The organism is Vibrio sp. 1249-1, assembly GCF_033340495.1.
In genome coordinates this window covers 25,839-46,985 of the sequence record NZ_JAWOWJ010000001.1, presented here as the reverse complement: position 1 = coordinate 46,985, position 21,147 = coordinate 25,839, and the positions used below count along the sequence as shown (strand labels likewise).

At 44.7% G+C, this 21,147-nt stretch carries 16 protein-coding genes; 11 read left to right on the top strand and 5 right to left on the bottom strand.

All coding sequences use genetic code 11. The annotated features are described in order from the left end of the window. The first annotated feature begins 80 nt into the window (after positions 1 to 80). The gene (locus tag R7Z50_RS00215; protein WP_054576191.1) at positions 81 to 1,289 is read left to right on the top strand and encodes a GGDEF domain-containing protein; all 1,209 of its coding nucleotides are present in this window, start codon (positions 81 to 83) and stop codon (positions 1,287 to 1,289) included. A 43-nt stretch (positions 1,290 to 1,332) separates the two neighbouring features. Here the strand turns inward: R7Z50_RS00215 and R7Z50_RS00210 are convergent, their stop codons facing one another. Further along, on the bottom strand, positions 1,333 to 2,682 hold the full coding sequence (locus R7Z50_RS00210) for a sigma-54 dependent transcriptional regulator (RefSeq protein ID WP_318148785.1): 1,350 nt from the start codon (positions 2,680 to 2,682) through the stop codon (positions 1,333 to 1,335). A 178-nt stretch (positions 2,683 to 2,860) separates the two neighbouring features. On the opposite strand from R7Z50_RS00210, the gene R7Z50_RS00205 reads away from it, so the two are divergent. After that, positions 2,861 to 4,921, top strand: coding sequence for a sensor histidine kinase (locus tag R7Z50_RS00205; RefSeq protein WP_318148784.1), 2,061 nt, complete (start codon positions 2,861 to 2,863; stop codon positions 4,919 to 4,921). Positions 4,922 to 5,068: 147 nt separating this feature from the next. Beyond that, positions 5,069 to 6,460, top strand: a complete 1,392-nt coding sequence (locus R7Z50_RS00200; protein ID WP_318148783.1) for a glycoside hydrolase family 1 protein — start codon at positions 5,069 to 5,071, stop codon at positions 6,458 to 6,460. Positions 6,461 to 6,559: 99 nt separating this feature from the next. Here the strand turns inward: R7Z50_RS00200 and R7Z50_RS00195 are convergent, their stop codons facing one another. After that, on the bottom strand, positions 6,560 to 8,596 hold the full coding sequence (locus tag R7Z50_RS00195; protein WP_318148782.1) for a PhoX family phosphatase: 2,037 nt from the start codon (positions 8,594 to 8,596) through the stop codon (positions 6,560 to 6,562). A gap of 267 nt (positions 8,597 to 8,863) precedes the next feature. Between R7Z50_RS00195 and R7Z50_RS00190 the strand changes: the two genes are divergently transcribed. Further along, the gene (locus R7Z50_RS00190; RefSeq protein ID WP_005374208.1) at positions 8,864 to 9,202 is read left to right on the top strand and encodes a YggL family protein; all 339 of its coding nucleotides are present in this window, start codon (positions 8,864 to 8,866) and stop codon (positions 9,200 to 9,202) included. A gap of 1,330 nt (positions 9,203 to 10,532) precedes the next feature. Then, positions 10,533 to 11,432, top strand: a complete 900-nt coding sequence (locus R7Z50_RS00185) for a LysR family transcriptional regulator (protein ID WP_206970451.1) — start codon at positions 10,533 to 10,535, stop codon at positions 11,430 to 11,432. Here R7Z50_RS00185 and R7Z50_RS00180 read toward each other — a convergent pair. Then, positions 11,400 to 11,744 (bottom strand): DUF5329 family protein, encoded by a 345-nt coding sequence (locus R7Z50_RS00180; protein ID WP_025768060.1) that lies wholly within the window; start codon positions 11,742 to 11,744, stop codon positions 11,400 to 11,402. The genes R7Z50_RS00185 and R7Z50_RS00180 overlap by 33 nt on opposite strands. 95 nt (positions 11,745 to 11,839) lie before the next feature. Beyond that, entirely contained in the window at positions 11,840 to 12,853 is a 1,014-nt protein-coding gene (locus R7Z50_RS00175; RefSeq protein WP_206970467.1) for an MBL fold metallo-hydrolase, read from the bottom strand. A gap of 155 nt (positions 12,854 to 13,008) precedes the next feature. Here R7Z50_RS00175 and R7Z50_RS00170 point away from each other — a divergent pair, with 155 nt between their 5' ends. From R7Z50_RS00170 to R7Z50_RS00160, 3 genes are all read left to right on the top strand, one after another. Next, the gene (locus R7Z50_RS00170; RefSeq protein ID WP_025768062.1) at positions 13,009 to 13,623 is read left to right on the top strand and encodes a TetR/AcrR family transcriptional regulator; all 615 of its coding nucleotides are present in this window, start codon (positions 13,009 to 13,011) and stop codon (positions 13,621 to 13,623) included. Between the two features lie 329 nt (positions 13,624 to 13,952). Further along, a complete protein-coding gene (rimK, locus tag R7Z50_RS00165; RefSeq protein WP_005374224.1) occupies positions 13,953 to 14,858 on the top strand; it encodes a 30S ribosomal protein S6--L-glutamate ligase in 906 nt (301 codons plus the stop codon). A 65-nt stretch (positions 14,859 to 14,923) separates the two neighbouring features. Then, positions 14,924 to 15,352: an ATP-dependent zinc protease gene (locus R7Z50_RS00160; protein ID WP_005384193.1), complete on the top strand. Its 429-nt coding sequence runs from the start codon at positions 14,924 to 14,926 to the stop codon at positions 15,350 to 15,352. Positions 15,353 to 15,418: 66 nt separating this feature from the next. Here the strand turns inward: R7Z50_RS00160 and R7Z50_RS00155 are convergent, their stop codons facing one another. Further along, on the bottom strand, positions 15,419 to 16,144 hold the full coding sequence (locus tag R7Z50_RS00155) for an MBL fold metallo-hydrolase (protein WP_005384195.1): 726 nt from the start codon (positions 16,142 to 16,144) through the stop codon (positions 15,419 to 15,421). A 323-nt stretch (positions 16,145 to 16,467) separates the two neighbouring features. On the opposite strand from R7Z50_RS00155, the gene speA reads away from it, so the two are divergent. The 3 genes from speA (at position 16,468) to emrD (ending at position 20,915) form a co-directional block, all read left to right on the top strand. Further along, positions 16,468 to 18,378, top strand: coding sequence for an arginine decarboxylase (speA, locus tag R7Z50_RS00150; protein WP_031778854.1), 1,911 nt, complete (start codon positions 16,468 to 16,470; stop codon positions 18,376 to 18,378). A gap of 1 nt (position 18,379) precedes the next feature. Then, positions 18,380 to 19,300, top strand: a complete 921-nt coding sequence (speB, locus tag R7Z50_RS00145; protein ID WP_053307121.1) for an agmatinase — start codon at positions 18,380 to 18,382, stop codon at positions 19,298 to 19,300. Positions 19,301 to 19,709: 409 nt separating this feature from the next. Then, positions 19,710 to 20,915 carry a multidrug efflux MFS transporter EmrD gene (emrD, locus tag R7Z50_RS00140; RefSeq protein WP_213867529.1) on the top strand — a complete coding sequence of 402 codons (1,206 nt, stop codon included), beginning with the start codon at positions 19,710 to 19,712 and terminating at the stop codon, positions 20,913 to 20,915. The last annotated feature ends 232 nt before the right edge of the window (positions 20,916 to 21,147 follow it).

The window sequence follows — 21,147 nt, the reverse complement described above, 5'->3', positions numbered from 1 at the left end:
AATAAGTGCGTTACTATGTAGCTCGCTTATTGATATCAGGCAAAGGAGTTGCCTGAATGAAAGATTGATATGGGTCGCCTATGGATAATCAGTATCTAGACATCAGAACACTGAACTTTATCGTTATTCTGTTCTCTTGCATTTACTCTATTAGTCTGCTTTGTTATCAATACACTCAGGGTAGAGTCAAAGGCTTAAAAACCTTCTCGATATCACTACTGTTTATTGGTTTAGGCCCTTTTTTACTTGGCTTTAGAGGCTCTGCGCCAGACTGGCTGACCATCGTCATAGCCAACACTCTCATATTAGTCGGCTTCTTGCTTACGCTATATAGCGTAAGCATTTTTCGTCAATACCCTTTAAAATTGGCTCACTGTCTTACCTTGTTAACACCTGTTTTCAGTGGTTCATTTTACTATTTCACCTTCCATGACCCTTCTATCAAAAGCCGCATTATTTATCTGAGCATGTATATTTGTATCGTCACCTTCTTTAGTGGTGTCGCCATGCTTAAAGGTACCCAAAAGGACTTAAAGCTCCCTGTTAAAGCAATGGCTTACTCTTTCTTTGGATTTAGTTTTTTTATGGGATTTAGGGCGCTTTGGAGTACTTTTTCAGGTGAGTTACCAAGCTTTATGGTCGCAGGCCTTATCCATCAGCTGACGTTCTTATTTAGCATCTGCCTGATCGTTGCTTTGAGCTTTAGTATGCTGTGGTTAATTAACGGACGCTTGGTGCAATCCATTAATGATCTCTCTCATTTAGATGCACTCACAGGGCTATATAATCGTCGAGCCATGGAAGAAATCGTTCCAAACTTGGTTAATAAAGCACATAAAAAAAGCCAAGCAATCAGCATTATTATGACTGATGTAGACAAGTTCAAAGCGATTAATGATCACTATGGTCACACGGTTGGCGACTCCGTCATGGCAACGATCTCCACTATTTTTAAAAAGCATCTTCCTGAGTCAGCCTGCATTGTGCGATTTGGTGGTGACGAGTTCATGATTGTTTTGCTCGAAAAAGCACAGCAAGCCAAAATTTTCGCAGAGCAAATTCGCCTTGCGGTCGAAACTGAAACCGCTTTGCAATCATTTAAAACTGAAGTGACCATGAGCTTTGGTATCAGTCAGTTATCTGAGGGGCAATCACTTCAAGAGGCGCTTGCTGAAGCAGACGAAGCGCTATATAGCTCTAAACATACTGGAAGGAACCTCGTTACCTTGTTTGGAGAAGGGAAAGACCTAAATTATAAGTTTGTCCCAGCTCCAGCCAAAAGCGCATAACGTGTTTGTTATGCCAATGATTTTACATTAGCTAGAAATCGCACTAAGTATAGTCGGAGCGATTCAAACCAAACTTCTGCATCTTTTGGTTAAGGGTTCGACGTGGTAAATCCAACTCCTGCATCACCTCATTGATGCGTCCATGATGCCTGACTAAAGAATCATGTAGCACCTTACGTTCAAAGTTATGTAGCTGAATCGCCAACGGCACGCCCGCATGCGTCTCTTCGGTTGTTGAGGATGGTCGACTGGAGAGAATTTCCATCACGGAGACGGTTTCATCCAATGCAAAACGCATCGCTACATTCCTAAGCTCACGTACGTTACCGGGCCAAGAGTAAGCAAGAATGGCCTTTCTATCGGCTTCACTCAGCAGACGACTCTCAGGATTACTTTTCAGAGCAAAGTGTTCGAACAAGATCAACGCATCTTCTTCTCGCTCACGTAGCGGTGGCAAATAGATCTGCGCCACATTAAGACGATAGTACAAATCCTGACGAAACTCGTCATGATCATTGAGATCTTCTTTCGCGGCGGCGATCACTCTCAAATCAACTGAGATCTGTTGGTTGCCCCCAACGCGCTCTACCGTATGTTCCTGTAATGAACGCAACACTTTCACCTGCATGGACAGCGGCATACTCTCGATTTCATCAAAGAATAAAGTGCCTTTATCCGCGTATTCCAACTTACCAATGCGCTTTTTACCCGCTCCGGTAAATGCCCCTGCTTCATGCCCAAACAGCTCACTTTCAAACAGGTTCTCAGGAATAGCGCCACAGTTGATTGGCACAAAATGATAGGATCTGCGTTGGCTTTCATTATGCAAACTGGTCGCTACCAGCTCTTTACCACAACCTGTTTCACCGTAAATGATCACATTGGTATCAATGCGCGCTAACTTGGCTACTTGTTCTCTAAGCTGTTGCATCACTCGGCTTCGCCCAATCAACACTTCTTCTAAGCCGCTAACGCTAGATAGGTACTCTTGGCGATCTTGGGTAGACGTTTGCGCGCGATAACTCTCGACGGCTTCGGTCACACGTTGAGATAAACGCTCAGGTTGGAAAGGTTTCTCGATAAAATCGAACGCACCGTTTTGTAATGCGCCTACCGCCATATCGACATCACCATGTCCGGTGATCAAGATAACTGGCGTTGGAATGTGATTGGCAATCAGGCTTTCTAGTATCGACAAGCCGTCGGTGTCCGGCAGGCGAACATCACTGACAATCGCATCAAATTCTTGGCTAAGAATGGCCGCTTTGCCCTCTTCGCCTAAACTGAATGCGGTCACATCAAACCCCGCCAGTTGCAGCCATTGACTGGTAGCTTGACGAACAATGTCATCGTCTTCGATAAGTGCAATTTTAGGGATGTCGTCAAAAGCCATGAGTTACTGCCTGCTTTATGGGGTGGGAAAGAAATCGCTCTTTATTAACGGTAGCAAAAACCACTGAGGAGAAAAGGAGCTAGATCTCACTTCTTGCTTACAAGTCTTTAACATCCAACCAGTTAGGCGCACTCTTTAATGACTGTTGGTGAGAACGCACTAGCTGAATGGAGTCGGTATGCAGCGCAAAAGGAATGGCAAAACATGGCTTGTGGTCGCAATTGCGGCAGTGCTGATGTTGTCTTGTTATAGCGCCAGTAGAGAAGTGGCTCGTCAGTGGTTAAGTGTACAAACTCAAACCGAAGCTCAACAAAAGCTGCTCGACTATATTGGTGAAGTTCGTCGTGCACTTAAACGCTTCTACCACTTACCTTACCTCGTCACCAATAACCCAGAAACCATCGCTTTTGTGAAAGGGAATCTGACTTATTACGAGCCGTTGCAAACCCAGCTGACTCAACTCGATAAAGCCGCCAATACGGAAGGTTGGCTAATCCTGTCTAACTCTGGCGAAGTATTGGTCTCAAGTTTGATCGAAGAGCGCTTTAGCCTGTCTGACCGAAAAGCCATTGTGGAACAAATTCACAATCAAGGCGGCGGTGTTTCCTTGGTGAACAAAACCAAAGGTTCGAGCCCGTTGTATTATCTTGCAGCCCCTATCTACGATGGTCTAGATATCGCTGGCATTGTGGTGGTGCAAATCAACCTTAGCTTATTAACCGAACAGACCATTACTAGCCAAGACATCATCACGTTGCAGAATCGTAAACAACGCTTTTTCCTATCAAGCAGCTCGCTTTATAACGCAGACTGGTTTAACGAACCAAGCAACACCGTTCAGTTAGAAACGCAACGCTTATACGACAACACCAATATCAGTGTGTGGACGCTCAACCAGCAACGCTATTTTGCGCACACCGTTAAATTGGATGATTTGAATTGGTACGTCAGCTACCTCACCCCTTCTAAGCCGATTCAACAAACCATCAACGTGATTGGTTGGAGCGTAGCGGCGCTGCTCTTGTTGGTTGTATTACTTGTCATCATTGGTCTACAACGTCGCCAAAAGCACATCAACCAACAACGAATTCAAGCTCTGTTGGAAGAGTCCCAACGCCGCTTGAAACAGATGATCAATAAGACCCACGTTGGTTTGCTATTGATTGATGAACAAGGGCAACTGTTCGATCTCAACCCAATGGCGAAGCGTTTGTTCTGTTTACCAGAAAGCGTCAATCGACATGCTTTTGCTTGGGAGTTATTCGATGCAGGCAATCCTAATTCCACCACACTTAAGTTGCTCAAGGACTTACCTAAACATAAAGAGCTCGCAGAGATCAGCACGGTCGAAACTATTGCCAGACGTAGTGACGGTAGTGTCTTCCCTGTCTTGTTCTCGCTGACCAGTTTCCCTTGGCATGGCGAGCAGTATTTCCTTGCGACGATCATCGACATCAGCAAACGGAAAAAAGCCGAACAATCGCTGCAACAAATAAACCAAGAGCTGGCACAGCGGGTAGAAGAGCGTACTCAAGCGCTAAAAGAAGCGCAAAGCCAATTAATTGAATCGAGCAAAATGGCCGCCTTGGGTCGCATGTCGAGCGCGATTACTCATGAGCTCAATCAGCCACTGACAGGCTTGCGTACCCTGCTTACAACAAACGAACTGTTAGCAGAACGTGGCGAAACCGAAATGATGAAAGCCAACAATGTTTTGGTGCAGAAGCTGATTGATCGCATGGCAAGCATGACTAGCCAGTTAAAGACGTTCGCCTACAACAAGCCAGAAAGCCTACAAGCGATTTCTCTTACCTCCGCACTCGAAGAGACCTTACGCGTTTATCAATCTCAATTAGACAAGGTGGATGTGCGTGTTCGGGTTCCTCATGACTTACCTAATATCATGGGTGAAGAACAACGACTGCTTCAGGTGCTCGGTAATCTTGTCTCGAATGCGCTAGACGCAATGAACAAGACCACCAACCCGCAGCTCAACTTAATCGTCAATCCAACCGGCAATCAGGTCGAACTGATCGTCAGTGATAATGGCTGCGGCGTATCGGATGAGATGCTTGAATCCATGTTCGAACCCTTCCAAACCTCAAAGAAAATTGGTGAAGGATTGGGGCTAGGTTTAGCAATTACGGCCAACAATATGCGTGATATGAACGGACAAATTACCGTGTATAAGAATGAACAAAATGGGCTGACTTTCACTTTATTGTTCAAATCAGCCTAGGTTGATATTGATTACAAAATCATCATTAGAACTAGGCATCCCCGCTGTTTGAGAAAAACACGATCTCGATACAAGAATCCCTCCTTGACCTACACTATTCTCAAGCAAATAAAACGAATAACTTCCGAACGATAAAGAGTGAGAAACATGATTAAGTTTCCTGAACATTTTCTTTGGGGCGGTGCCATTGCTGCAAACCAAGTAGAAGGGTCGTACAACCTTGGGGGTAAAGGGTTATCGACATCAGACATGCTGCCAAACGGTATTTTGAGTCCGCATCAAACCCGTGAAGAACGTACGCCGGGTATAAAAGACGTGGCGATCGACTTCTACAATCGCTACCCAGAAGACATTGCGCTATTCAAAGAGATGGGCTTTAACTGTCTGCGCCTATCTTTGGCATGGAGCCGCATCTTCCCGAACGGTGACGAGCTAGAACCTAACGAAGAAGGTTTGGCGTTCTACGATAAAATTTTTGACGAACTTGCCGAGCACGACATCCAACCTTTCGTGACATTATCTCACTACGAAATGCCTTACGCACTGGTCGAGAACTATGGCGGTTGGGGCGATCGTCGCGTCATCGAATTCTTCGAACGTTATGCTCGCACTGTGCTGGAACGCTACAAAGACAAAGTGAAGCTGTGGTTAACGTTCAACGAAATCAACATGTCACTGCACGCACCATTTACTGGTGTTGGTTTGCAAGAAGACGCCAGTGAACAAGAGATTTACCAAGCGATTCACCACCAACTAGTCGCCAACGCAAAAGCGGTAAAACTGTGTCAGCACATCGTACCAAACGGCAAGATTGGTAACATGCTGCTTGGCGCAATCAACTACCCATACACCTGTAACCCTGATGACGTGCTTGCTGCCATGCATGAAAACAACAAGTGGTTGTTCTTCGGTGATGTACAAACACGTGGTCAGTACCCTGGCTACATGAAGCGTTACTTCCGCGAAAACGGCATTGAAATTCAGATGGAAGCAGGCGACTTAGAAGAAATTGCGTCTGCGAGTGTCGATTTCATCTCATTCAGCTACTACGCAAGCGGCTGTGCAAGTGCGGATCCGAAACAGAAAGAAGTGGGTAACATCGTCGATAGCGTACCAAACCCATACCTTGAAAAGAGCCAATGGGGCTGGCTGATCGATCCAAAAGGCCTACGTGTTCTGCTGAACTTCCTTCACGACCGCTACCAAAAGCCACTGTTCGTCGTAGAAAACGGCCTAGGTGCGCGTGATGAAATCGATGAAAACGGTGAGATTCAAGATGATTACCGCATCGCTTACTTGAATGACCATCTTGTACAAGCACATGAAGCAATTTTGGATGGCGTTGAGCTGATGGGCTTCACCAGTTGGGGACCAATCGATTTGGTCGCGAACTCAACCGCTGAAATGAGCAAACGTTACGGTTACATCTACGTTGATCGCCACAACGATGGTCAAGGTACGTTAGAACGTAAACGTAAGAAGAGCTTCTTCTGGTATCAAGATGTGATTCGCACTTCAGGCGGTTCATTGAAAAGCTAAGCCTGTTGTCTAGGTATAAAGTGCAACTAGGCATTCGCCTAAACCATCAAGCCCTGCAATTGCAGGGCTTGAATTTTAAGGTGTTTATTCATTTAGAGATTAAACTGCAATCTCTCCACCGTCTTCACGGCGAATAACCACTGTCGCCGCTCGTGGGCGCACAGAAACACCAGCAGGCGTTTCTTCGGCTGCATCTTCACTGTATGGCCAGTTACCTGGGTGCTGAATATTCACAAACAATGATTTGTAATCAGGGCTGATGGTAAAGCCTGTTACTTCACAACCATTTGGTCCGACAAAGAAGCGTTTCAATTCAGCTTGATTATCCGCACCAATCACAGCTTGATCACCATTCTCATCTGTTAGCTTAGATGGCACAACAGCCAACATTTGATCATTGGTGTAAGACGTGACTTCATCTGCGCCGTTGTCCGTTTGAATCCACAAAATACCACGGCCATCAAACGCTAATCCGTCTGGGCTCGCAAACTGGTTTAACTCATTCAAGCCAGAACGGTTGGTATCTGCATCACCATTTGCTGGCGAACCAAACACAAAGATATCCCAAGTAAAGTCAGTTGCTGAAGCACCTTCATCCCAACGAATAACATGACCAAACTTATTATTTAAACGTGGATTCGCAGGATTGGTTTCATCTGTACGGCGCGTATTGTTCGTCAATGTTAAATATACTGAACCCGTGAATGGATCAACCGTACACCACTCTGGTCGATCCATTGGTGTTGCCCCAACTAAATCCGCCGCACCCGCAGTATTGATGATAATTTCAGCCAGTGAATCAAAGTGATCCGCTAATGTACCACCAGCGGTTGTTACGCTATCAAGCGTTAATGGTAACCAAGTACCTGTGCTGTCTTCATTGAAGCGCGCCACATACAGTGTGCCTTCGTCCATGTACTTGTCACCCATCGCCAAGCGGTTATCAGGGTTAGCATCTGCTGGATCCCACGCTGCCGCAGATTCAAATTTGTATAGGTATTCAAAGCGAGAATCGTGACCAGAATAAAATACCACTGGTTTGCCTTCTTCAAGCTTACCGAAAGTACAGCCCTCGTGACGGAAACGACCTAGCGCAGTACGTTTCTTCGCACGTGAGTTTTGCGTGTAAGGGTCAATCTCGACAATGTAACCGTGACCATTGGCTTCATTACGGTAATCATCCATCGCACTTGCTCCTGTTGGAGCCACATTAAAGCGAGAGAACTCATCAAGACGCTCTTCTGCATTTCCTGCTAATGTCTCCCATAGGTAACGAGTGCTTTGGTCATCGACACCAATGCGATCTTGCTCTTCTGTACGAGTCCCGGCGTTAACAAAGTAACCTGGCCAGTTCTCTTCACACGTTAAGTACGTGCCCCACGGCGTGTAGCCGTTGCCACAGTTGTTTAACGTACCACGCGCTTGGCTGCCATCTGGTGAGAAACGAGTGACAGTTAAAGATGTGTGGGCTACCGGGCCAGACAAATCCATGACTGTCGCACCAGTATAACGACGGTTTAGTAGGTCGGTATCAACCAACTTCCACATGTTGTCTTCCAGTTGAATGCGAACCACTGATACACCGTGCGCGTTAATCTCTTTGCGCACTTCATCTACAATGGTACGTACGCCATTTTCAACCGTCGGACCGTTTGGATGCAGTGCTGATGTGTCGATGTACTCGTGGTTAATACATAGCAAGCCATCTGTAGTGCTATCGTTCAATGGGAAAAAATGCATGCCGTCATGGTGCATGCCTAGCGCATTTAACTGATCGGTACCGGTGTTGGTACCATCATTTTGCCATGCGCTGCCTTGTGCATTAAGTGGTGTTCCCCAAGGTACTAGTACTTGTGCGGTGTAGCCTTGTGGAATTGAAACTGCGTCAGTGAGTGAGCCAGGGATAGATTCAAAGTTAAGAACGGCTTTAGATGCGCCCGAACCACTGCTTACTGTACTCCCTGAGTCAGACGAGTTACAACCAGCCAATCCGAAAGCACCAAACGCTGTCATCGCACTGATACCTAAACCACCTTTCAGAATGCTGCGTCGAGATAGGCTCGCTTCTAATACTTCTTCAAATGGTTTGTTTTCACTTTGGTTATAACGCGTCGCGTCAAAGGTTTCCTTGCTCATTTTTACTTTCCCGATCTTATAGTTTAATTAATAAATAAGTGATTAGTTGAACGGCAAGAAGTTTGGATAAGAAAAATGACAAAAGTGCTTAAAACATATGAAACTTGTGTTTCAACAATACTGCAAACTAAACCAACACAGCTAACGAAGCAATTAAATTCTGGTCACATAATCACCAACTGTATCGCTTCATTCTGATTTTACTTGGGCTAAAGTGTGATAGAAGGTATAAGGTGTACGAAATCAAATCATCTACGAGAGATAATCATGAAATTAGACAAGATCGATAACAAGAGCCGTCGTATCCGTAAAAAGCTGTTCTTAGGTGAGTTCGCAATCCTAGGTTTCGAGATCAGCTGTGAAACAGACATTAACGACTTCGACCGTTACGATGCATTCGTTGATGACTTTATCGACTACATTGACGAGCTTGGTCTTTGCTTCGGTGGCGGTGGTCTAGAACTGTTTGAAGGCTTCCTATGTTCTACTGACCGTTACGGCAGTGCGACTGAAGAACAGAAAGCGCAAGTTATCAAATGGTTAGAAGCACGCCCAGAAGTGAAAAGCGCGCAAGCGGGCGAACTAGTTGACGCCAACTACCTGTAACTAAAGGGCAACCTGTAATACGCAGAGCTCAATAAATGGTAGAGAAAGCTGGTCTTGAGACTGGCTTTTTTATTTTTTGAAGAATGTGATAGTAAATTAGGGTGCTTGGGAAGTTGCGCGGAGTGATTGTGGCGTTTTTGAGCTGGCAATCAACGGGAAACTGCGTTCCACAGCCAGCTCGTGCCTTTAGGTATAATTAACTATGATTTTTTAGCTGGTGCGTCTTTCGTGTCTTTCCAGTATTGAATACGCACACGATGTAGCTGAGCTCTTCTAGTCTTTTTCATAGTAAAGTCCCTCATCTTATATAAGTAACGCTCCTCATGGAGCTTATTGTCTAAGGTCGTATCCCCTTCAATCTATAAGGGAATCAATCATTTAACCGTGACCAATTTCACAACATAATGATAATTACCGATTTCTTGCAGCCTGTTTTTACTGGCAAACGGCATATTATCTATCTGACACAGTTAACTTACTCACCAGATATGACAGAAAAATGGCAATCAAGTTCCCTACTTATACTGTCATTGAATCTTAATAAGGATTAACAAGGTGGGCATTTCAGATTTACCATACTGTTTATAAAAACCGCAAGAATTTTTATTTCTTTTCAAACAAATCTCTACTCAAGATCAATTCACTTTCATCTTTATCGTCTCCCTTTTAACGCATTGTGATCCAGTTCAATCCACAGAACTCGGAACAAAAAGCGCACATTAATACATTCACCACCAAACTTGTGCGAGATCTCTTACAAGAGTTGTAAGCAAATAGATTAATCACCTCTAAGAGCAATGCCAGAAAAAACATTAAATATATGATTTAAAAGTAATATTTAAATTCACTTAAAATAATCAGTAAAAATAATTTAGAAAAGTTAATTGAGTCAAATCCGCAAAACATCAATACTCAATTTGTCGACAGGATGTTGGCGGGAACAGGAAAAAAGCCTAAAGGATTGGGTATCTTCAGGATGAAGATTTGATAACTTAGGATGAGTTGTCAGCAAGGATGTAGTTAAGCTCTAGGATAGAGTTCGCCCGTCAGGATGATAGGCAAGAATGGACACCGCTAGGAAGGCGATGAACAAGGAACTCGGTTAAAGGATTTAGCCACAATCAAGGATAGATGCAGGGAGCACCTATTAGTAGCTGGATTGCTGCGAAAAAGAATAAGCCCCGTCTGGGAAACCAGGCGGGGTTTTATTTTGTCTGTAATGTATTGATAAAGATTCATCTTTATCGTTTAAGTCTTCTCTGTTTTCATAAAACACCGTGCTATCATTTTCTTTACGTCTCCCAACAAAGCTCTCAGAAAATCACACACTATGCTTAATCCTGTTTGGTTACATACATTTAAGACATTGATTGAAGTCGGTCATTTTACGCAAACGGCAGAAAAACTTTTTATGACTCAGCCTGGCGTCAGCCAACACATCAAAAAATTAGAGCAAAGTTGTCAGCATGCCTTGATCAAGCGCGAAAACAAAAGCTTCGAATTAACCGAACAAGGCAGGATTGTCTACGCATATGCGCTCGAGTTAGAAGATAGAGAGAAGAAGCTGCTCGAAGAGCTCAGTTTTGATGATGCGTTTTCAGGCCACTGTAAACTGGCTTGTTCTGGTGCAATGGCGTTAATGTTGTATGGGCCCATTTTGGAGAAGCAAAAACAGCACCCGAGCTTATCGTTACATTTAGAAGCCGCGCCAAATCAATCTATTCTCAACGCCATAACGCAAGGGCACATCGATATTGGTATCGTGACTGATGTTCCCAACAAAGGTCTGTTTCACAGTGAGCGAATTGGTAAAGAGAGGTTGTGCTTGGTTCTGCCAAAGCATTATAAAAATAAGCAGATAACGCCACAACTCTTGCATGACTGTGGTGTCATTAGCCACCCTGATGCCGAGCATTACATGACGCTGTTTTTTGACCAGTGTGAAGAACCACAGCTCCAAGAAATTAAGATGAGCGATTTACCATTATCCGGCTACGTAAATCAATTGAGCCAAATTTTGCTACCTGTCAGCAAAGGACTTGGCTTCACCGTGCTGCCTCAAAGTGCGGTCGACAATTTTCCGCTAAAAGACACGTTATACATTGCTCAACTGAAAAACACTGTATGTGAAGAGCTATTTCTAGTTCGTAAGCGCAGTCGTGCTCTACCTCTGCGCTATCAGACCATCAAAGAAGTGTTATTGGATGTGATCGGTGGTGCGCATCAATGATGTTAGCCACTCTTCGCTGGTAATGCGTTTGTCTTGGCAATCTACCCAATATGGTTTGCCAGATAACCAGCTCTTTGACGCGACCTCTTTTATAAACACATCCACGGAATCAACGTCATCTTTGGCGTAATCCCATTTATTGCGCATGTGTTCTGCCGCTTCTTGATTAGTGTACGCCTTGCCGTTGCGGATAAAGGTGCAAGAGGATTGCTCAACTCGTTTTATCAACGTCGAGATATCTTGCTCTACCCCTGCTAGTGCAAAGGTAGGCAGAATGCTTAATGTAAGTAACAACGTCCACTTTGCTTTCATCGCACCTTTATCCTTATCCCTGACCACATAACTACTAATAGTAACTACTGATAAGTGACTTAACTATTCTGGTGTTTGACTGTTTAGCTCAGCAATTATTGCCACCATGCCTGAGCAGGCTGAGGCTCCGCAATCGCCAAGCGTTGACCAATCTCAGGGCTCACTAACGTTACACCGCGCTCTTCACTAATATCTAACGCGCGTTGCATTGGCTCATTCCAATCGTGCATTGATAAATCAAACGTGCTGTTATGGATCGGCATCATCACTTTGCCCTGCACATCGATGTGTGCTTGAACGCTTTGCTCTGGGAACATGTGAATGTCTGACCAGAGTTCATTGTACGCACCTGTTTCAATCATGGTGAAGTCAAACGGACCGTACTTTTCGCCAATCTCTTTAAAGCCATTGAAGTAACCAGAGTCACCACTGAAGAACACTTTGTGTTGTTGTGCATTGATAACCCAACTGCCCCACAGCGTCGTATCGCGGTCTGTCAAACCTCGACCAGAGAAATGCTGAGTCGGAGTTAGTGTATATTCAATGCCGTCAACAGAGTGTGACTCCCACCAGTCTAGTTCGATCACTTTCTCTTTGGGTACACCCCAATTCACCAGTAATTGGCCAACTTTTAACGGCACCAAGAAAGTGCCCACCTTGTCGCCTAGCACTTTAATAGAAGCTTTATCTAGGTGATCGTAATGGTCATGACTGATCACCACCACATCGATAGTTGGCAAATCTTCTATCGTGATGGGAGTTTTGTGAAAACGTTTTGGCCCAGCCCATTTCACAGGAGACGCGCGATCACTGAATACAGGGTCGGTCATCACCAGTTTTCCATCGAGCTTCATTAATACGCTTGAGTGACCCAGACGATAGATGACGTCATCTTGCTCTTCTAACAGTTGCTGCGCTGTGATCGCATGCACTGGAATTTCAATCGTTGGTGTTGGGTTAAGGCGCCCAGTCGTAAAATACGCTTTCATGATTTCGAACATGTCGCCCAAACCGCTTTTGTATTCCAACTCTGTATTTGCAAATTTGTCCGGGTATGTTGGCGCTTTTTCAGTATCAACATTAGAACAAGAAATCATGGATGTACCCATCGCGAACGCTCCTACTGTGGCTAGCAAAGTTTTTTTCATAAAAAGTTAACCCGAACAAAAGTAAACTACACGGTGCAGTTTACATTCTAATTATCAAAAGTAAACTACTTAGTGTAAAATAGATCAAGGAATGATCTTCTTAACTTAGCAAGCTTATGAATGTAAAAAGAAAAAGTCGTAGCGAAACCAAAAGAGAAGCCATCTTGTGCGCGGCAAGGCAAGCGTTCCAAGAGTTTGGGGTGCAAAACACCAGCATGGATAAGCTCTCTGCAATCGCACAAGTCTCTAAGCGCACGGTCTATAATCACTTCCCTTCTAAGGAAGCGATCGTGACGGAGTTGCTGACTGAGCTTTGGCGTTCGTCAATGATGGAAAGCGATATTAAACGCTTGGCCACTCTGCCACTCAAAGATCAATTGATTGAATTACTCTACAGCGAGATCATTGTGGTGACGGAACCAAACTATATTGAGCTGGCAAAAGTGGCATTTGGGCACTTCTTATTTAAGCCAGAAGATCTCAAAGAACAAGCAGAACAAATGTCGAAACAGGAAACCGCCCTGTACCGCTGGCTTACGGAGAAATCGAACAGTGGCGCTTTGCAAATTGATGATGTACATATAGCAAGCACTCAATTGCACAACTTACTTAAAGGCAGTGCATTCTGGCCGCAGTTAATGGGAATTCGCCCCTCTTTGTCGAATGAAGAATCTAGGCTGTTAGCTACCCAAACGGCGGAACTTTTTTTAAGTCACTATCAAAACAGCTAAAAACAGCGGTCAAATTGGCCGCTTTTTTAAGCGATAATTCGTGACAAAGCGATGAAATTTTTGCTCAATTTTATTTATCTCACCCTTGACAGTCTCATACCGCAAGGCGTGAGCGTTCGATAAAATATTTTTGTCGTGTCGACGATGCTTTTTCGTTTTCATCTCACAAAAAAACGCCCTAAGGTGCGCACCTCTGACGACGTGGTTGTTCAACCACAATTCTAAATCGTTGAAGTAAGTAGGTTATGTCATAACATGATCACCTGCCTACTGCATTCTATGCTCTATACTTATATTTTAATTTGGTACTGACTTACTAAGGAATTGCCATGCGTATTGCTATTCTCTCTCGTAATGAGAATTTATATTCAACCATGCGCCTAAAACAGGCGGGTGAAGAACGTGGGCATCAAATCGATGTGATCGACACGCTTCACTGTTATATGGACATTACGAGCAACAACCCTAAGATCCGCTACAAGGGTGAAGAATTACCGCAATACGATGCTGTTATTCCACGTATTGGGGCATCTATTACGTTTTACGGCACTGCTGTTGTACGTCAGTTTGAAATGATGGGTACATTTTGTGTCAACGAATCTGTCGCGATCAGCCGCTCTCGTGACAAGTTGCGCTCATTACAACTGCTATCACGTAAAGGCATCGGTTTGCCACGCACTGGCTTTGCTCACCATCCTGACAACATTCAGGACGTGATCAAAAACGTTGGTGGCGCACCTCTAGTGATTAAATTGCTAGAAGGCACTCAAGGCATTGGTGTTGTACTTGCTGAAACAAATAAAGCGGCAGAAAGCGTGATTGAAGCTTTCATGGGTTTGAAAGCTAACATCATGGTGCAAGAATTTATCGAAGAAGCAAAAGGCGCGGACATCCGTTGTTTTGTTGTCGGTAATAAGGTGATTGCCGCAATGAAGCGCCAAGCAAAAGAAGGCGAGTTCCGTTCTAACCTTCACCGTGGTGGCTCTGCACAACTCGTGCGTTTGAGCAAAGAAGAGCGTGCGACCGCTGTAAATGCAGCGAAAGTGATGGGCTTGAACCTTTGTGGTGTGGATATCCTTCAATCTAAAAATGGCCCAGTGGTAATGGAAGTGAACTCTTCCCCTGGTCTAGAAGGCATCGAACTAGCAACTGGTAAAAACATTGCAGGTATGATCTTCGATTTTATCGAGAAAAACGCTAAGCCAAATTCAAACCGTACTCGCGGTAAAGGTTGATTTTTGTTTAACGCACAAGAGAGCCAAAAACCGGCTCTCTTGTTACTCGTCGCTAGGATGACACTATGAATCAGAAAATGATCATTGGGAATGCCGAAGCTATTTGCTTGCCAGAGTTAGGGATTACTCACCTTGAAGCGCGTATTGATACAGGCGCTCAAACCTCTTCATTACATGTAGACAATATTGATTGCTTTGAAAAAGATGGTCAGTCTTATGTTGCATTCGATTTGCACCCAGATGTATACCATTTAGAACAAGTGGTTCGCTGCACAGCGAAACTAAAAGCAAACCGTAAGGTTAAATCTTCTAACGGTACTTTTGAGCACCGCTGCGTGATCACAACGATGCTGCGTATGGGCGACCAACAATGGCCAATCGACATTACGTTGACTAACCGTGAAAAAATGACTTACATGATGTTGTTAGGTCGTCAGGGTATGGCAGACAAAGTGCTCGTTGATCCTAGCCAATCTCACTTATTGGCATCTTAACCCCGTAGCTTCAGATGAGTGATCGAACGTTTTTGTTGAGCATCACTCGTCTGGCTTTATCTCAGCCTACTTCCTACGAAATAACGCAAACAACAATCCCTTCGCTTTAACTTTTGTCACTCGCCAGTGCGTCATTGGCTTAGTCGGCGCTGTATTCAAAATGTGCTGATACGCTTTTTCATCCAAAGTCACCTCTCCCCCATGTGCCAGAAGCAAACATTGCGGATTCATCTCAAACACACGCTTTAATGATTGCCGATATTGATTCGGATGAAATATGGGAAACGGCGCAATCAGATGCTTTTTCACCTGCACCATTAAATCCGCCACATACAGCACATCTTGTTCAGAATGATAAACCGACAGATCTCGGTCGGTATGCCCAAGCGTTTCTAGCACCTGCCAATCATCAAATCCAGGAATAAACTCTCCATCAATAAGTTCAATATCTGGATTTAACTTGCGGGAATACCAAAGGTTTTGCTTTGGTTTACGCATCCGATTCGCCATCCAGCGTGCTAACATTAAATCGGTCAAATGCATTAGCCAACCGTCTACACCGCTATACCACTGGCTCTCTCGCTTTGCGGCCAATAGCTTACATCCTGTTAAATCACGTAGTTTGTGCGCACCACCAGCATGGTCTGGATGCATGTGGGTCACAACAACCAACTTTAGGTCAGAAAAAGGACGATGGAGTTGATGTTCAATAAAGTCTTTAAGATGAGGAATGTCTGCTCGACTGGCACCATCAAGCAACAATAATTTATCGGGATATTCGGCGAGATACATGGTCTGAATGTACCCCTGAATTCTGTGCAGCTGCAAAATATGTCCTTATTTTAGTGAGATGCTTCATGACCGAATCCTTACTGGTCAGACCAACTATAACAGCAGAATGGACGCTTCGGTAAACAAATATTCACACGTAGCGACGACAACAAATCATAATCGAGATGATAGATTTTAATCATTAGACTCAAGGGCCCTTTTATCCGTTAATGCGCGCACACGGAGTTCGTGTCAGGGTATGAGGTAAATACCTCATGATTTGCTTTTTTGTACTTTTCCTTCTAATTAATTAAGGAGTTAAGTACATTTTTGTGAGAATCGAGTTGGAAAAAGCAACTAAATTAGACCGCATCCGCGCGGACTACAACGTTCACTACTGGAGCCAAGGTTTCTACGGCATTGATGACCAAGGCGAAGTATATGTATCACCACGTAGTGATCGTGCACATCAAATCCCTTTCAGCGCTATTGTAAATGAGCTAGAAGCGAAGCAGTTAAATCTGCCTGTATTAGTACGCTTCCCGCAAATCGTGCACCAACGTGTGCATGGTATTTGCCACGCATTCAACCAAGCAATTGAAGAATACCAATATCCAAACAAATACTTGTTGGTGTACCCAATTAAAGTAAACCAACAACGTGAAGTGGTGGATGAAATTCTAGCGAGCCAAGCTCAACTAGAAACCAAGCAGCTTGGTCTTGAAGCGGGTAGCAAGCCAGAATTGTTGGCGGTACTTGCATTGGCTCAACAAGGTAGCTCCGTGATCGTGTGTAATGGCTACAAAGACCGTGAGTATGTGCGTCTTGCACTGATCGGTGAAAAGCTGGGTCACAAGGTATTCATCGTATTAGAGAAGCTTTCTGAGCTGGATCTGGTACTAGAAGAAGCGAAAAGTTTGGGCGTAAAACCGCGCCTTGGTTTACGCATTCGCCTCGCCTCTCAAGGCGCAGGGAAATGGCAAGCAAGTGGCGGTGAAAAATCGAAGTTTGGTTTATCAGCATCGCAAGTGCTTAGCGTTATTGAACGTCTTAAACGCGAAGGCAACCTAGACGCGATGCAACTGGTTCACTTCCACCTTGGTTCACAGATGGCAAACATCCGTGATGTACGCAATGGTGTGAACGAGTCTGCACGTTTCTACTGCGAACTACGCGCACTCGGTGCAAACATCGAGTACTTCGATGTGGGCGGCGGCTTGGCAGTGGATTATGACGGCACACGCAGCCAATCATCGAATTCGATGAACTACGGACTTGCAGAATACGCACGTAATATCGTCAACACTGTGGGCGATGTGTGTCTGCAATACGAACAACCAATGCCAGTGATCATTTCGGAATCGGGTCGCTCGCTAACAGCGCACCACGCTGTATTGATTTCTAACGTAATTGGTACCGAGTCGTACCTACCGGAAGAAGTACATGAGCTTGATGAGGACGCTCCGCTGTTGCTACAAAACATGTGGCGAAACTGGGAAAACTTACAAGATGGTACAGACGCTCGTGCGTTAATTGAGATTTACAATGATACCCAAAGTGATTTGGCAGAAGTGCACTCTCAATTTGCTACAGGCGTGCTTAACTTGGAACAACGTGCGTGGGCAGAACAATTGTCACTGCGCATTTACTTCGAATTAAGCCGCAAGATGAGCACTAAGAATCGCTTCCACCGTCCGATTCTGGACGAGTTGAGCGAACGTCTTGCGGATAAGTTCTTCGTGAACTTCTCTCTCTTCCAATCTCTACCAGATGCTTGGGGTATTGATCAGGTGTTCCCTGTTCTGCCACTTTCTGGTCTGGGCGAGGCGGAAGAGCGTCGTGCAGTGATGTTGGACATCACATGTGACTCTGATGGCGCGATCGATCACTACGTTGATGGTCAAGGCATCGAGAGCACGCTACCTGTACCAGCTTGGAGCAAAGACAAACCGTACTTAATGGGCTTTTTCCTAGTAGGCGCATACCAAGAAATCCTTGGTGACATGCACAACCTATTTGGTGATACCCACAGTGCTGTAGTCAATGTTGATGAACACGGTCAATTTGAGATCAGTTACATCAACGAAGGTGATAGTGTAGAAGACATGATGCGCTACGTTCATATCGACGTGGATGCGATTCGTGACAATTATAAACAATTGGTTTCACAGCGAGTTGAAGCCAATGAACAAGCACAAATCCTAGCAGAACTAGAACAAGGTCTAGCAGGATACACCTATTTAGAGGACTTCTGATATGAATGATTTGTTTACTAAAACTGATTATTCGCTTTACTCCAACTCTATGTCGTTTTTACGTCTGCCGTACATTCGTAACCCGGTATCGGCAGACGCAGACGTTGTGGTGTTGGGAGTCCCTCTGGACATGGCAACATCTGGTCGTCCAGGTGCGCGTATGGGTCCAGATGCAATTCGCCGTGCCTCAGTCAACTTGGCATGGGAAGGTAAGAAGTTCCCTTGGAGCTTCAACGTATTGGATAAACTGAAAGTGATCGACGCAGGTGATCTCGTGTTCGATTGCGGTGATGCGGAAGATTTTACTTACCGCCTTGAAGCGGCAACCAGTGAAATTCTAAAAAGTGGTAAAACCATGTTGGGATTGGGCGGTGACCACTTCATTACGCTACCTATCCTGCGTGCCTATGCGAAGCATCATGGCCAAATGGCTTTGATTCACTTTGATGCTCATACGGACACCTATGCAAATGGCAGTTCATACGACCACGGTACGATGTTCTACCATGCGCCGAAAGAAGGTTTGATCTCAGCGAAGAACTCAATACAAATCGGCATTCGTACGGAGTACAAACAGCAAGATCACGGCTTCAATGTGATTAATGCGATGCAAGCGAATGACATGTCGGTGAACGAGATCCTAGAAGAAATTCGTCGCACCGTCGCAGACAAGCCAATATATGTCACTTTTGACATCGACTGCTTAGACCCGGCCTTCGCACCGGGAACTGGTACACCAGTTTGTGGTGGCTTGAACTCAGACAAAGCGCTGAAAATTATTCGTGGTTTAGCCGGCATGAATATCGTGGGTATGGATGTTGTCGAAGTATCGCCTCCATACGACCACAGTGATGTTACCGCACTAGCGGGAGCAACCATCGCACTAGAAATGCTTTACGCATACGCATCTGAGCGCGAATAGACATAATCATTTCTAAGGGAGCTTCGGCTCCCTTTTCTTTCTGATGCTTTCCTCTACCTTTTATTCACTCGTTTCATCGTGAACTCAGCTCAACCGAGCAGACGCTTTATTTTTGCACTTTAACCATTAAAACCAGTTACCTATAAGGCTCATTCTATTCACGAAAAGTAAAAAATTTAACGTAATTAGACAAAGAAATGCACCGCTTTTTGAAAACAAAATCGGATTAGTTTTTCTAATTGAAATCATAGATTTTTATCTTGCTCAACTTCACACTTTTCGATTGCTAATTATACAAGCAAGCACTATTATCTCGCGCAAATACCCCCGCAACACAAGAATTCAGTTGGCACTCTGTAAAAGAGCGCTAAGGGTTTTTACGTCTTAAATTTTTTGGAGAGATACGCAAATGTCTGCTTCGTTTCCATTAGCGAAACTTACCTTTTTAATCGCTATATTGACTGCCGTGGGTCAAATGACCCAGACAATGTACGTGCCTTCAATCGGTCATATGGCGGGCGAGTTTTTGGTATCTGCGTCATCACTTCAAGCTGTGATGGCTTGTTACCTAATCCCATATGGCTTGTCGCAATTTGCGTATGGCACACTATCGGACCGCTTGGGACGCAAACCGATCATCATCGTCGGGCTGCTTATCTACATCGCGGGTACACTGGTAGCATTATTTGCACATCAATTTGAATGGTTCTTGATTGGTAGCTTTATCCAAGGCTTAGGTATTGGCTGCGGCGGTGCGATGTCACGCACTCTGACTCGCGATTGCTTTGAAGGCTCTGATCTACACAGAGCAAACAGCTTAATTAGCATGTGTGTGATTTTCTCACCGTTAATGGCACCAGTATTAGGCGGTTACCTAACAGAAGCTTTCGGATGGCGGTCGAGCTACTTGTTCTTAGCGCTATTTGCTATCGCGGTTGTGATCACCATGATGACAAGCATGATGGAGACGCTACCAAAAGAGAAACGCAAATTCGAACCAGTAGCCAAAAGCTACAAACACGTTTTGTCTGACCGTCGCTTTCAAGGCTTTTTGATTTGCCTGGTTGCAACATTCGCTGGTGTGGGTGTATTCGAAGCGGCGGCTGGGGTGTTGTTAGGTGGGGTATTAGAATTACCAGCAACAACGGTAAGTTTGCTGTTTATATTGCCGATCCCAGGTTACTTGGTGGGTGCAGGCTTATCTAGCTACATCGCAAGACATCGCTCTGAGCGTCGTGCTCTAAATGTAGGCTTGGTCTCTATTTTTGTAGGCTCTGCTATTGTGCTCATCCCAGGCTTGTTTGGTTTAACCACGGCATTAACGCTGGTTGGAGGCGCAACCGTGTATTTTTTGGGTGCGGGTATTCTCTTCCCAGCAGCAACAACTGGAGCGATTGCGCCATTCCCATACCATGCAGGAACAGCAGGCGCGACATTGGGTGGCATGCAAAACTTGGGGGCAGGTGTCGCAACTTTGCTCGCGTCACTATTTCCAGCGCATAACCAGATGCCTTTGGGCATTTTGATGATGGTAATGTCGGTAATTGCAATGCTTGGGTTAATGTGGGTGAATCGAGCACACAATCACTCAAACGAAGTACCGCAAGTTATCTGATCATTATCAGCTTACTTTCAAAATCCAAAAGGGACACACTCAACAAGTGTGTCCCTTTTTTCATATCACACTATATCGATTTCCCGATGAGAATGATTTAACTTTCGAATTGATATTTGTTAAAAATAACAGCTGCTTACACAATGTGTTTTCAGCTTCCTTCAAATTGAGTATCCAACTCGGAAATATTGAGGATTCTCACTTTTTCGGTATACCCCATAACAAAGAATGG